This window comes from Actinomadura sp. 21ATH (assembly GCF_041951345.1).
Lineage (GTDB): Bacteria > Actinomycetota > Actinomycetes > Streptosporangiales > Streptosporangiaceae > Spirillospora.
In genome coordinates, this window is the sequence record NZ_JBGNUR010000001.1 from 636081 (window position 1) to 648949 (window position 12869).

At 72.3% G+C, this 12869-nt stretch carries 9 protein-coding genes; 3 read left to right on the top strand and 6 right to left on the bottom strand.

Going from position 1 to position 12869, the window contains the following annotated elements; genetic code table 11:
* Positions 1 to 33: 33 nt before the first annotated feature.
* The gene (locus ACA361_RS03170) at positions 34 to 858 is read right to left on the bottom strand and encodes a TatD family hydrolase (protein WP_375010238.1); all 825 of its coding nucleotides are present in this window, start codon (positions 856 to 858) and stop codon (positions 34 to 36) included.
* Positions 855 to 2663, bottom strand: coding sequence for a methionine--tRNA ligase (gene metG / locus ACA361_RS03175; RefSeq protein ID WP_375010239.1), 1809 nt, complete (start codon positions 2661 to 2663; stop codon positions 855 to 857). Before metG ends, ACA361_RS03170 begins: the two co-directional genes overlap by 4 nt.
* A 119-nt stretch (positions 2664 to 2782) precedes the next feature.
* On the opposite strand from metG, the gene ACA361_RS03180 reads away from it, so the two are divergent.
* Positions 2783 to 4369, top strand: coding sequence for an ArnT family glycosyltransferase (locus tag ACA361_RS03180; protein WP_375010240.1), 1587 nt, complete (start codon positions 2783 to 2785; stop codon positions 4367 to 4369).
* A gap of 163 nt (positions 4370 to 4532) precedes the next feature.
* Here the strand turns inward: ACA361_RS03180 and ACA361_RS03185 are convergent, their stop codons facing one another.
* Both ACA361_RS03185 and ACA361_RS03190 read right to left on the bottom strand, forming a co-directional pair.
* Positions 4533 to 6317: a hypothetical protein gene (locus ACA361_RS03185; protein ID WP_375010241.1), complete on the bottom strand. Its 1785-nt coding sequence runs from the start codon at positions 6315 to 6317 to the stop codon at positions 4533 to 4535.
* A 219-nt stretch (positions 6318 to 6536) separates the two neighbouring features.
* Complete coding sequence (locus tag ACA361_RS03190) at positions 6537 to 7880, bottom strand: glycosyltransferase family 2 protein (RefSeq protein ID WP_375010242.1); 1344 nt, start codon at positions 7878 to 7880, stop codon at positions 6537 to 6539.
* A gap of 245 nt (positions 7881 to 8125) precedes the next feature.
* Here ACA361_RS03190 and ACA361_RS03195 point away from each other — a divergent pair, with 245 nt between their 5' ends.
* Positions 8126 to 9853: a phospholipid carrier-dependent glycosyltransferase gene (locus ACA361_RS03195; RefSeq protein WP_375010243.1), complete on the top strand. Its 1728-nt coding sequence runs from the start codon at positions 8126 to 8128 to the stop codon at positions 9851 to 9853.
* A gap of 12 nt (positions 9854 to 9865) precedes the next feature.
* Here the strand turns inward: ACA361_RS03195 and ACA361_RS03200 are convergent, their stop codons facing one another.
* Positions 9866 to 10174 carry a hypothetical protein gene (locus tag ACA361_RS03200; RefSeq protein ID WP_375010244.1) on the bottom strand — a complete coding sequence of 103 codons (309 nt, stop codon included), beginning with the start codon at positions 10172 to 10174 and terminating at the stop codon, positions 9866 to 9868.
* A 120-nt stretch (positions 10175 to 10294) separates the two neighbouring features.
* A complete protein-coding gene (rsmI, locus tag ACA361_RS03205; RefSeq protein ID WP_375010245.1) occupies positions 10295 to 11170 on the bottom strand; it encodes a 16S rRNA (cytidine(1402)-2'-O)-methyltransferase in 876 nt (291 codons plus the stop codon).
* 70 nt (positions 11171 to 11240) lie between these two features.
* Between rsmI and ACA361_RS03210 the strand changes: the two genes are divergently transcribed.
* Positions 11241 to 12860 carry a dolichyl-phosphate-mannose--protein mannosyltransferase gene (locus ACA361_RS03210; RefSeq protein ID WP_375010246.1) on the top strand — a complete coding sequence of 540 codons (1620 nt, stop codon included), beginning with the start codon at positions 11241 to 11243 and terminating at the stop codon, positions 12858 to 12860.
* The last annotated feature ends 9 nt before the right edge of the window (positions 12861 to 12869 follow it).

The following is a 12869-nucleotide window of genomic DNA, read 5'->3' on the forward strand; positions in this document are numbered from 1 at the left end:
GGCGGCCGGCCCGGCCGGCCCGCCCGCGGCGCCTCACCAGGCGCCGAACGCGCGCTCCCCGTTCGCCGCGATGGCCGTGCACAGCTCGGCCACGTCGACGCCCTTCACCTCGGCCATGAACCGCACGGTGTGCGGGATCAGGTACGAGGCGTTGGGCTTGCCCCGGTGCGGGACCGGCGTCAGGAACGGCGCGTCGGTCTCCACCAGCAGCAGGTCCAGCGGCGCGACGCGCAGGGCCTCGCGGAGCGGCTCGGCGTTCTTGAACGTCACGTTCCCCGCGAAGCTCATCAGGTACCCGCGCTCGGCGCACACCTTCGCCATCTCCGCGTCGCCGGAGAAGCAGTGGAACACGACCCGCTCGGGCGCGCCCTCCTCCGCCAGGACGCGCAGCACGTCGTCGTGGGCCTCCCGGTCGTGGATGACCAGGGCCTTGCCGGTGCGCTTGGCGATGTCGATGTGCGCCCGGAACGAGCGGTGCTGGTCCTCCCGCGGCGCCCAGTCGCGGTAGTAGTCGAGCCCGGTCTCGCCGATCGCCCGCACCTTCGGGTGGGCGGCCATCAGCTCGATGTCGTGCAGGACGTCGTCGGTGATGCCGGTCGTGTCGTTGGGGTGGATGGCCACGCCCGCGTACACGTGCTCGTACTCGTCGGCGGCCTCCACGGCGAACCGCGACGACGGCAGGTCGCAGCCGATCGTGACGATCCGGGCGATCCCGGCCGCCCGGGCCGAGGCCAGCGCCTCGGTCACCGGGGTGTCGGCCATGTCGAGATGGCAGTGGCTGTCGAAGACGTCGACCGGCAGCCGCTCGGGAAGCGGCGGGAACGACCGCGACGCCTCCCCGCCCGGCCCCTTGTTCACTGGGCGCCTCCGGCGCCTTCTTGGAGGCGGGCGAGCTCGTCGTCCACCACCGAGGCGTCCAGCTTCTTGAACAGCGGCACCGGCTTGGCCAGCGGCAGCCCCACCTTGATCGGCCGGGACTCCCAGACCGCCTCGGTGTCGTAGTCGCCGGTCAGCACCGGGTAGTCGGGGCCGCCCTCCTCCGACACCGTCTCGATCCGCGGCATCCCGCTCCAGACGCCCTCACCGCCGAGCATCTCGTACACCTTCTGCGACGAGGCCGGCAGGAACGGCGTCAGCAGCGACTTGGCGTCGTCGACGACCTGGAGCGCCACGTGCAGGATCGACCCGACCCGCTCGGGGTCGTCCTTGAGCTTCCACGGCGCCTGGTCGGACAGGTAGCGGTTGGCGTCGCGGACCACGTCCAGCGCCTCGGTCGTCGCGTTCTTGAACCGCGACCGCTGGAGCTCGCCGCCGACCGCGGCGAACGCGTTCCGGCTGCGTTCCAGCAGCGCCCGGTCGGCGTCGGTCAGGTCCCCCGCCGCCGGGATCGCGCCGAAGTTCTTGGCGGCCAGGTTCACCGACCGGTTGACCAGGTTGCCCCAGGCCGCGACCAGCTCGTCGTTGTTGCGGCGGACGAACTCGGCCCAGGTGAAGTCGGTGTCCTGGTTCTCCGGGCCGGCGACCGCGACGTAGTAGCGCAGCGCGTCGACGTCGTACCGCTCCAGGAAGTCCTTGACGTAGATGACCACCTGGCGGGAGGAGGAGAACTTGCGGCCCTCCATCGTCAGGAACTCCGACGACACCACCTCGGTCGGCACGTTCAGCGCGCCGAGCGAGCCCGGCGTGCCGCCCTTGTCGCCCCGGCCGCTGTAGCCGAACAGCATCGCCGGCCAGATCTCCGAGTGGAAGACGATGTTGTCCTTGCCCATGAAGTAGTACGACAGGGCGTCCGGGTCCTGCCACCAGGCGCGCCACGCCTCCGGGTCGCCCTTGCGGCGGGCCCACTCCACCGACGCGGAGAAGTAGCCGATCACCGCGTCGAACCACACGTACAGCTTCTTCGCCGGGTTGTCGCGCCAGCCGTCCAGCGGGATCGGCACGCCCCAGTCGAGGTCGCGGCTGATCGCCCGCGGCTGGAGGTCGTCCAGCAGGTTCAGCGAGAACTTCAGGACGTTCGGCCGCCACTCCCCCTGCTTGCCGCGCAGGTAGCGGCCCAGCACCTCGGTGAACGCGGGCAGGTCGAGCATGAAGTGCTCGGTCTCCACGAACTTCGGCGTCTCGCCGTTGATCCGGCTCACCGGGTCGATCAGGTCGATCGGGTCGAGCTGGTTGCCGCAGTTGTCGCACTGGTCGCCGCGCGCGCCGTCGTACCCGCAGATCGGGCAGGTGCCCTCGATGTAGCGGTCGGGCAGCGTCCGGCCGGTGGACGGCGAGATCGCGCCCATCGTGGTCTTGGGGAAGATGTAGCCGTTGTCGTACAGGCCCTTGAAGAGCTCCTGCACCACGGCGTAGTGGTTGCGCGTCGTCGTCCGGGTGAACAGGTCGTACGACATGCCGAGCCCGTGCAGGTCCTCGGCGATCACCCGGTTGTAGCGGTCGGCCAGCTCGCGGGCCGTCACGCCCTCCTTGTCGGCCTGCACCTGGATCGGCGTACCGTGCTCGTCGGTGCCGCTGACCATCAGGACCTGGTTGCCCGCCATCCGCTGGTAGCGGCTGAACATGTCGGCGGGCAGCGCGAATCCGGAGACGTGCCCGATGTGACGGGGCCCGTTGGCGTACGGCCAGGCGGGCGCGGTCAGGATGTGTCGGCTCGACGAGGACATGTATCCAGACTAGAGGGCCGACCAGGGCCCCTCGAACCGGTATCGGCACCCGGGCAGGGCGCGCCGCCCGATAGCCTGCATTCCGTTCCCACACCCCACAGGCGAGGTTGAGTTCAGGCATGGCCCAGACCACGGTGCGCGAGCCGGCCGTCGACGAGGCCCCGGCCCGCACCGGGCCGCTGCGGGGGCTGGCGCGCCTGCGGCGCCGCCGGGTGGTGTGGCTGTCGGCGCTGGTGGGCGCCTGCGGCGTGCTGGCGCAGTGGGTGGTCAACCCGCCGCCGCTGTACTTCGACCCCTACTACGTGTGGCTGGGCGCGCGATCCTGGCCGGACATCCCGCTCGACCGGTGGCCGTTCAGCGAGGTACCGCACCAGGTGACCCGGCTGGGGCTGGTGCTGCCGGCGCGGCTCGTCCAGGAGCTGCTCGGCTCGGGGCAGGCCGCCTACTTCACGGTCGCCGCGCTCGGCGGGGCGCTGTTCTTCGTGGGCTGCTACCTGGCCGTGCGGTCGCTGTTCGGGGACGTGGCGGGGGTGGCGTCGGCGCTGCTGCTGATCGTCCACCCGTTCTTCACGATGACGAACCCGTACGGGGTCGAGGTCACCTGGTCGGCGGGCGCGGTGCTGCCCGACATGCCGGGGGCGGGGCTGTTCGCGTTCGGGATGGCGGCGCTGGTGGCCGCGTCCCGGCGGGAGGGGCGCGCTCGGACGCGGCTGCTGGTGGCGGCCGGTGTCTGCTTCGGGTCGGCGTACCTGGTCCGCGAGTTCGTCGCGTTCCTGTTCCTCGCGATCCCGATCTACCTGGCGCTGCTGCGGATCCCGTGGCGGCGGAACGTCACGGTCGGCCTGCCGATGGTGGGCATCCTGGCCGCCAACCTGATCCACAACCAGGTGGTGTGGGGCGACCCGCTGGCCGGGCTGATGTCGGCGGCCGGCCACGGCGGCGAGTCCCGCGACCACGTCACCCGCGTGCTGGCGCTGCGGTCGTTCGAGCGGGCGATGGCCGACTGGCACTGGATGGGCTGGGTCTTCGTCGCCGCGCTCGTCCTGACGGTGATCGGCTGGGTGGTGACCCGGGACCGGCGGCTCGCGCTGTGCCTGGTGTGGTTCCTCGTCCTGTGCGTCCCGCTGACGGTCCTGTCGGGCGTGATCGACCCGCACAACATCAAGCTGCGCGGGTGGCTGCTGCGCTACTGGTTCGCCGTCTTCCCGGCGCTGCTGGCGGGCGGCTGCGGCGCGCTGGTCCTGCTGGCGAAGCGGATCCCGGACGGACTCGCCGCGCGCTTCCGGCTCCGTACGGTCGTGGCGCCGGCGCTGGCGGCCGTGCTCGCCCTGACCTACGCCGTCGCCGCCGTGCGGACCGTCCCGCTGCTGCCGCGCGACAAGGCGTGGAACGAGCTGCGCGGCTACCTCCGGGCCCACGACGGCGACATCCCGGTGCTGTGGGCCGACCGCCGGCTCGCGCAGACGGCGACGTTCTACACCCGCTCGATGTGGGGCGACGTGCTGTGGCACGGCCGCATCCGCGACTTCGAGCACTCCTCCGCGAAGCTGCCGGCCGAGTCGTACGGGCAGCCGATGCTCTTCACCCGCTGGCGCGGGCAGGAGTCGCAGATCCTCTACGGCTACCGCCCGAGCGCCGAGACCGGCTGGAAGCGCATGTGGCGCTCGTCCGACGGCGTCCTGGAGATCTGGGGCCCGGCGAAGTGATCCTCAGGGCCAGAAAGCGTTGCGATCGCGTCCGAAGGCAGGGACGAGCGCAAGCGAGGCCCTGATCGCGCAGCGAGCCCCTGGGCGAGTCGAAGCGATGCGGGGATCGCCGCGAAGCCCGCCGCAGGAGAGCGTTCAACGCCCGACGCCAAGGGCTGCGCAATCAAGGACTGCGCCAGGCGACCCAGTCGCCTTCCGGGGAACGGCGGCTGTCCACGACGCGCCAGCCGTTGGGGGCGTCCTTCCAGCTGGCGGTCGCGGGGACGTTCTCCGGCCAGTGCAGGACGACCAGGTCCACGTTCCGCGGCGGCGGCGTCCAGCGGGCGTCGAACAGCGTGCCCTTGCTGTCCCAGGCCCAGTAGAAGAGGCCGAGCCGCACCGTCCAGGGGACGTTCCAGTCGACGGCGATCGAGCGCTGGGCGTCCAGGTCGGTCTTGCCGCGCAGGTCGGTGTACGCGGTGAGGTTCTGCACGAGCGGCCGCGAGATCTGCGTGGTGGCGGTGGTCACCGCCGCCACGTTCACGATCACCAGCAGGCCCGCCAGCACCGCGGGGCCGTGCCGGGGCAGCCGGGCGGCGATCAGGGCCAGGCCGAGCAGGGTCAGGCCGGCGAGCGTGGCGTGCCAGAGGTGGAACTCCGACCAGTTCCAGGTCAGGAACGACACCTCGGGGAAGTCGAAGAGCGTATAGGTGTACTCGCTCAGCAGGTCGCCCGCGTACCACTGCACGACGCCCGCGCCGGCGACCGCGAGGGCCGCGGTGGCGGCGGCCGTCCACAGCACGGTGCGGAGCGTGGCGCGCAGCAGCACCGCCGCGCCGACCAGGAACAGGACCGGCGTGACGCACGCCAGGTAGCGGCCGTAGACGTAGTTGCCGATGCGGTACTCGACGGGCAGCGCGGCGGAGGTCGCGAACGCGATGCCCGCGATCGTCGCCAGCACGGCCAGCGACAGCGCGCGCAGCCGCGGCGCGGTGCCGCGGCGGACCGCCACGACGGCGATCGTGACCAGGCCGATCCCGGCCAGCCCGCCGGTCGCGACGATCTGGTACCAGACCTGGCCGGTGCCCAGCGACAGCACCCAGCCGTAGCCGTCCACGGTGGTCAGCCGGCGGGTGAGGTTGCCCGACAGGTCGTTGTCGCCGCCCGGGTACAGGGCCGGGAGCAGCGAGTCGTTGAGCAGCATGCCGGCGCCCGCGACGGCGCCCATCACGGCGGCGGCCACGGCGGCCGAGCGCCATCCGCGCCAGCGGAACGCGACCGCGGCCAGCATGACGCCGACGTGCACGATCAGCAGGATCGCGCCGCGGGTGTGGGACGCGTAGACGTACGCGACGGTCATCGCGGCGGCCGCACCGTACAGCGTCCGGCGCGCCCGGGACGTCTCGGGGCCCGCGGCCAGCCAGGAGTGCGTCAGCAGCAGCCAGCCGAAGACCGCGACCGGCAGCACCGCGTCGGTCAGCACGAACTCGGCGAAGAACAGCACGCAGGGCAGCAGCGCGGTGACGTGGCCCATCGCGTACGACCAGTTCGGCGAGACCCGCAGGCGGCGCAGCATCAGGTACGCCAGCGGCAGCATCGCGGCGCTGATCAGCGCGTTGATCACCAGGCAGATCCGGTAGACGGTCACCGGGTCGTCGGCGATCCAGAAGGCGGGGAGCAGCAGCAGCGCGTACCCGCCGCGGTAGACGGTGCCGTACGACATGTCGGCGCCGGGTCCGCCGTCGATCACCCGGGCCGCGAACAGGTAGCCCGCCTCGTCGGGGGTGGCCACCGGCATCGTCTGCCCGGACGCCAGCCACAGCCGCACGGCGACCTGCGCCGCCCAGCCGAGGAGCAGCAGGAGCGCCCAGTGTCCGGGGCGGCCCGCGGTACGCCCGGAGGCGGCGTCCGGGGCGGCGTCGCGCGCCGTGCCCCGGGCCGCGCGCAGGGTCGTGGCCTGGGGACTCATCAGGGGCCGGGGTCCGGGAGACCGGCGGGCACGGGCGAGTGATCCATCAGCGAGTCAGCCTGTCACACCCCGGCGCGCGGGCCCCGCCCTGCTCAGCGAACACTCAGCAAGTTGTCGGCTACCGCGCCGGTGGGTGACGGCGTCGTTCCCTTCCGTGAGCGACGGGACGCGGCCGGGGGCGCGCCCCGAGGTGGAGGGGAGGCGCCGTGCCGCGCCGGGCTATTCGGCCTTTTCCTCGATCTTCTTCTCGGCCCCGGTCTCGGCTCCGGCCGCGGCCGGGACGGGCTCCGCCTTCTCGGCCGACGCGACCGGCTCGGCCTTCGCGGCTTCGGCGGCCTCGGCCACCTCGGCGGCGACCTTGTGGGCGGCGGCGTCGACGACGCCCGCGGCCTCGTCGGCCGGGTCGTACGCCGGCGGGTGCTGGCGGCGGCGGATGCTGAGGATGCTGGCGAACAGCGACGCGAAGACGGCCTGGAGGCTCATCACCAGCGCGGTCGCGGACGGGACGACGATGCGCAGCGACTCGCGCGGGTCCAGCTCGCCGAAGTTGTTGACCCGCCAGTGGAACAGCGAGGCGGCCAGGCCGGCGAGACCGGCGATGGCGAGCAGCCCGCCGAGCACGAGTCCGCGTTCCAGGCTCCACCAGCCGAGGATCTTCTGTACTCTCCGATCATGCGGCAGGAATCCCTCCTGCATCGCGTAGACCTTGGTGAGCAGTGCGAACAGCGCGGCCTGGAAGCCGATCACCATCGCCGCCCCCGCGCCGACGAGCGTGTCGACGTCGAAGGCGATCTCCCCGACCCGTACCGGACCGAACGAGAGCGCGATCCCGGCGATCAGTCCGAGCGTCATAAAGGCGAGGCCCGGGATCAGGAACAGCCAGCGCGGGCTGTAGAGGAGGAGGAAGCGCAGATGGCGCCAGCCGTCCCGCCAGGTGTTGAGATGCGGCGCGCGCGTCCGGCCGTCCGGGGAGAGCGTGGTCGGGACCTCGCGGATGTCGTACTTGGCGAGGGTGGCCTTGACCACCATCTCGCTGGCGAACTCCATGCCCCCGGTCTGGAGGCCGAGCCGCATGATCGACTCCTTGTTGAAGGCGCGCAGCCCGCAGTGGAAGTCGCCGATCTTGCTGCCGAAGAACAGCCGCCCGACGAAGCTCAGCACCGGGTTGCCGAGGTAGCGGTGCAGCGGCGGCATGGCGCCGTCGGCGATGCCGCCCTTGAAGCGGTTGCCCATCACCAGGTCGGCGCCGTCGCGCAGCTCGTCCAGGAACGGGCCGAGCGTGGTGAAGTCGTAGGAGTCGTCGGCGTCGCCCATCGCGACGTACGTGCCGCGGGCGGCGCGGATGCCGCCCATCAGGGCGTTGCCGTACCCCTTGTCGACGACGGGCACCACCCGCGCGCCCGCGTCGCGGGCGAGCTGCTGGCTGCCGTCGGTACTGCCGTTGTCGGCGATGACGACCTCGCCGTCGATGCCGTTCTCCTCAAAGAAGCCGATGGTCTTTCGGACGCACGTCTCGACCGTTTCGGCCTCGTTCAGACACGGCATCACTACGGAGAGTTCCACGCGATCTCCTTCGTTACCCCTGGTGACCGTCTGCGGTATTTTCCACTAATCTCGTCATGTTCCGCCGGGCGGTCGGCCGTTGTTCATGATGCCTGCCCGGAGCGATCGATGCGCACGGCTCTCAACAAGAGCGTCAGTATCGTGTTGCGTACTTGCAACCTGAAGACCCGCTCTGTCACGGCCGTAGGCGGCAGGCTAGAGGGACAAGCATACGGGCATGGCGGCCCGGAAAGGTTGGGTCGGCTTTGACGCGCGCCGCAGAACGCAGTGCCACCGAGTCGGGGGGCGCCGGAGAGAGCGCCGGTCGGAACGGCGACACGCCGAAGCCCGCGCGTTTCGGCAAGGACCGGGCGGCGCGCGCCGCGCGCCGGGTCAGGACGGGCGCGCGCGCCCGTGCCGCCGCCACCGCCGGACGGGCCCTCGCGGCCCGCGACTCCGCAGTACGGGCCGGTCGCGAGTTCGCCGCCGACCCGGGCGGGAAGGTCCGCGAAGGGAGCGCGCGGTTCTGGGCGCTGAACCGCCGGCACCCGTTCTTCGCTGTGATCCTCGCCACCGCCGCGCTGGTGCGGGCCGTGTCGATGCTCGCCTACCAGCCGGCGATGTACTTCAACGACACCTTCGACTACCTGCACGTGGCGATGAAGCCGTACCCGCACCCGCTGCGGCCCGACGGCTACTCGTTCCTGCTGATCCTGCTCAAGCCGTTCCACAGCTTCGCGCTGGTCGTCGCCGTCCAGCACCTCATGGGGCTGGCGATGGGCGTCATGGTGTACGCGCTGCTGCGCAAGAGGTTCCGGCTGCCGGGATGGGGCGCGGCGCTGGCGACCACGCCGTTCCTGCTGGACGCGTACCAGATCCAGCTGGAGCACCTGATCCTGTCCGACGTCATGTTCATGTTCCTGGTGGTCTGCGCGGTCACCGTGGCGCTGTGGAACGACCGGCCCACCTGGAAGATCGCCGCCGCGCTCGGCCTCATCATCGGGATGGCCTGGCTGACCCGCTCGGTCGGCATGCCGGTGCTGGTCGGCGTGCTGGTCTACATGCTCATCCGGCGCACCGGCTGGCGGATGATGGCGGTCACCGTGGCCGCCTGCGCGCTGCCGGTCGTCGCCTACGCCGGCTGGTACAAGGCCGAGCAGGACAAGTTCGCGATCACCGAGAGCAACGGCATCTTCCTGTACGCCCGGGTCTACAAGTTCGCCGACTGCCACCGGTTCGACGAGCTGCCGACCGAGGAGATCCCGCTCTGCACCCAGCCGGAGAACCGGCTGCCCCTCTCGCAGGCCGGCATCTGGGACGCGGCGTCCCCGCTCAACCGCTACCCGGGCAAGCGGTTCAGCCCCGAACAGAACACGGTCGCCAGCTCCTACGCCAAGCGCGCGATCCTCTCCCAGCCGGTCGACTACCTGAAGGTGGTCGGCTACGACTTCCTGCGGGTGTTCCGCTGGGAGCGCACGGTCTTCCCGGACAAGGCGACGTACCAGCAGTACGAGTTCGGCGAGAAGTCGAGCGCCCTGCCCAACTGGCGGATGGACAGCGACAACACCGCGGCCGGCGAGGCCGTCGCGTACGAGCAGGGCCGCGCCCGCACCCGCGTGGTGGAGCCGTTCGCCGGGTTCATGCGGGTCTACCAGGACCACGTCTACCTGCGCGGCACCGGCGTCGGGATCATCCTGCTGGTCGGCCTGGCCGGGATGGGCGCGATGTGGCGGCGGCTGGGCGGGATGGCGTTCCTGCCCTGGTCGCTCGGCACCGGGCTGCTGCTCGCGCCGGCCGCGACCGCGGAGTTCGACTACCGGTACGTGCTGCCGGCGGTGCCGCTGGCGTGCCTGGCCGCGGGCATGGCGTTCTCGCCGGAGGCGCGCCGCCGGTTCGGCGGCCTGCTGCGGCGCCGCACGCCCGCCGTGGACGCCGTCCCCGAGCCGCCGGCCGAGCAGATCGAGGAGAAGGTCCCCGAGCCGGCCGCGAACTAGAGCCGGCGGCCGTCAGTACGCGTGCAGGCGCCTGAGCCGGAAGACCAGCTCCAGGTCGTCGCGCCGCTGGACGGGCACCATCGGCGCCTGCCGGCCCCACGGCGCCAGGTAGGCCCGGACGTTCTCGCTCGCGCAGCCGGGGCACGCGTGATCGCTCCAGGGGGTCAGCGACCGCTGGCCGTCGCGCTCGAACACCACCGCGTCACCGCCGTGGCCGTCGGCGCAGTGCCGGACCTCGTACTCCTCGTCCCAGGCCGTCTCGCAGTTCTGGCATTCGTAGACCCAGGTCTCGTGGCTCGACCATGGTTCGTGCACGGTCATCCACCCCCCTCGGCGACCAGCCGGTTCGCGCCCGGGGCGTCGCCCGCCCGGGCGCGCTGCCACCTTCCAGTATCCCCCTGGAGGCGCCGTCCGCCCGTGCCGCCGGCCATGATTTTCCGGTTACCCGCGCGCGGCCACCACGGCGTCGTACACGGTCCGCTTCGGCAGGCCGTTCGCCTTGGCGACCTCGGAGATCGCCTGCTTGCGGGGCGTGCCGGCCTCCTCGCGGGCGGCGACGGCGGCGGCCAGGTCGGCGGGCTCGGACAGCCCGGCCGGCTCGGGGGCGCCGCCGACCACGATCGTGATCTCGCCGCGGACGTGCTCGTCCGCCCAGTCCGCCAGCTCCCCCAGCGGGCCGCGGCGGACCTCCTCGTAGGTCTTGGTCAGCTCGCGGCACACCGCCGCCGGGCGGTCCGCGCCGAACGCCGCCGCCATGTCGGCCAGCGTCCGGTCCAGGCGGCGCGGCGACTCGAAGAACACCATCGTGCGCGGCTCGGCCGCCAGCGCCTCCAGCGCCCGCGCCCGCTCGCCCGGCTTGCGCGGCGGGAAGCCCTCGAAGCAGAACCGGTCGGTGGGCAGCCCCGACACCACCAGCGCGGTGGTCACCGCGGACGGCCCCGGCAGCGCGGTGACCGGCACGCCCGCCGCCACCGCCGCCCGGACCAGCCGGTAGCCGGGATCGGACACGCCGGGCAGCCCCGCATCGGTGATCACCAGCACGTCCCGGCCCGCCAGCAGCTCGCCGACCAGCTCCTCGGCCCGCGCCCGCTCGTTGTGGTCGTGGTACGCCACCACCTTCGCGGCGATCGGCACGTCCAGGTCGGCCGCCAGCCGGCGCAGCCGCCGGGTGTCCTCGGCCGCGATGATCTCCGCGCCGGCCAGCGCCGCGCGCAGCCGCGCCGAGGCGTCCTCCGGGCGGCCGATCGGCGCAGCCGCCAGCAGCAGGTTCCCCGTGGCCGGACCGGTCCCGGCGGTGCTCGTCTCGTTCCCCGTCACCCCTCCATTCTGTCGGCCGCCCGCTCCGCCGCGGCCCGCCCCGTACCGGAGGCGCCCGTACGATGTCGGGATGGCGATGACGGAACACGCGCCGGCACCGGCCTCCGAAGGCCGCCCCGCACCGGCCTCCCTGCGCGACTGGCTCGCCCCTCCCGTTCCGGGAAGCGCGCTGCTGGGCTGGCTGGGCCCGCTGCTGGTGACGGTCTTCGCCGGCTTCCTGCGGTTCGACCGGCTGGGCGTGCCCAAGGCGGTGGTCTTCGACGAGACCTACTACGCCAAGGACGCGCTCGCGCTGCTGAAGTTCGGCTGGGAGCACAACACCGTCAAGGACGCCGACAAGCTCCTGATCGCGAACCCGGACGCCCACATCTGGGCGAACGGGCCGTCGTTCGTCGCGCACCCGCCGTTCGGCAAGTGGATGATCGCCATCGGCGAGTTCCTGTTCGGGGCCACGCCGTTCGGCTGGCGGTTCACCGCGGCGCTGTGCGGGACGCTGTCGGTGCTGATCCTGTGCCGGGTGGCCCGCCGGATGACCGGGTCCACGCTGCTGGGCTGCGCGGCCGGGCTGCTGCTGGCCCTGGACGGCCTCCAGTTCGTCACCAGCAGGGCGGCGCTGCTGGACATCTTCGTCATGTTCTGGATCCTGGCCGGGTTCGCCTGCCTGGTGGCCGACCGGGACCGCGCGCGGCGGCAGCTCGCGGACCGGATCGGATCCGACGCCCCCTCGGCGTTCGGGCCGATGGTGCTGCACGGCTGGCGCTTCGGCGCGGGCATCTGCCTGGGCCTTGCGGTCGCGACCAAGTGGACCGGCCTGTTCTACGTGGCGGCCTTCGGCATCATGGTCGTCTTCTGGGACTTCGGGGCGCGCCGGGCCGCCGGGGTGCGGCGGCCGCTGGCCGGGGCGGTGCTGCTGGACGCGCTGCCGGCGTTCGGGCAGCTGGTGCTGATCGGCGCGGGCACCTACCTCGCCACCTGGTGGGGCTGGATCTTCCGGCCGGGCGGCTGGGGGCGCGGCGAGGTCGCCTCGTTCGCCCCGCTGCGGCCGATCGAGGCGCTGCCCGACCTGTGGCGGTACCACGCCGAGATGCTCAACTTCCATACCGGGCTGGACTCGGAGCACCCGTACCAGTCCTGGCCCTGGGACTGGCCGATCCTGCGCCGGCCGGTGGCGTTCTTCTACACCGAGCCCGACGGCCGCCTGTGCGGGGCCGAGCGCTGCTCGCGGGAGATCCTCGGGATCGGCACCCCGGCGCTGTGGTGGGGCGGGCTGATCGCGCTGGTGATGACGGCGGTGCTCTGGCTGGTGCTGCGCGACTGGCGGGCCGGGGCGATCGTGCTGGGCTTCCTGGCGGGCTGGCTGAGCTGGTTCCCGTCGGCGTTCTCCGACCGCACGATGTTCCTGTTCTACGCCACGCCGATGCTGCCGTTCATGGTGCTGGCGATCGTCCTGGTGCTGGGGTACCTGATAGGCCCGGCGCGCGGCGCGTCCGTGCCGCGCGCGGCGCTGGACGGGACGCTGATGAAGGAGCCCGCCGCCGTGGCGCCGCGGCGGGTGGCCGGGGCCGCGGCGGCGGGCGCCTTCGTGCTCGTCGTCCTGGCGAACTTCGCGTACTTCTACCCGATCCTGGCCGCCAAGGTCATGCCGTACGACGACTGGCACGCCAGGATCTGGTTCGGCAGCTGGATCTGACCCGGCCGG

Bases quoted from the DNA above. Each gene is read 5' to 3' on its own strand.
- metG (WP_375010239.1), bottom strand. From the start codon at position 2,663: ATGTCCTCGTCGAGCCGACACATCCTGACCGCGCCCGCCTGGCCGTAC.
- ACA361_RS03180 (WP_375010240.1), top strand. From the start codon at position 2,783: ATGGCCCAGACCACGGTGCGCGAGCCGGCCGTCGACGAGGCCCCGGCC.
- ACA361_RS03185 (WP_375010241.1), bottom strand. From the start codon at position 6,317: ATGAGTCCCCAGGCCACGACCCTGCGCGCGGCCCGGGGCACGGCGCGC.
- ACA361_RS03200 (WP_375010244.1), bottom strand. From the start codon at position 10,174: ATGACCGTGCACGAACCATGGTCGAGCCACGAGACCTGGGTCTACGAA.
- ACA361_RS03210 (WP_375010246.1), top strand. From the start codon at position 11,241: ATGGCGATGACGGAACACGCGCCGGCACCGGCCTCCGAAGGCCGCCCC.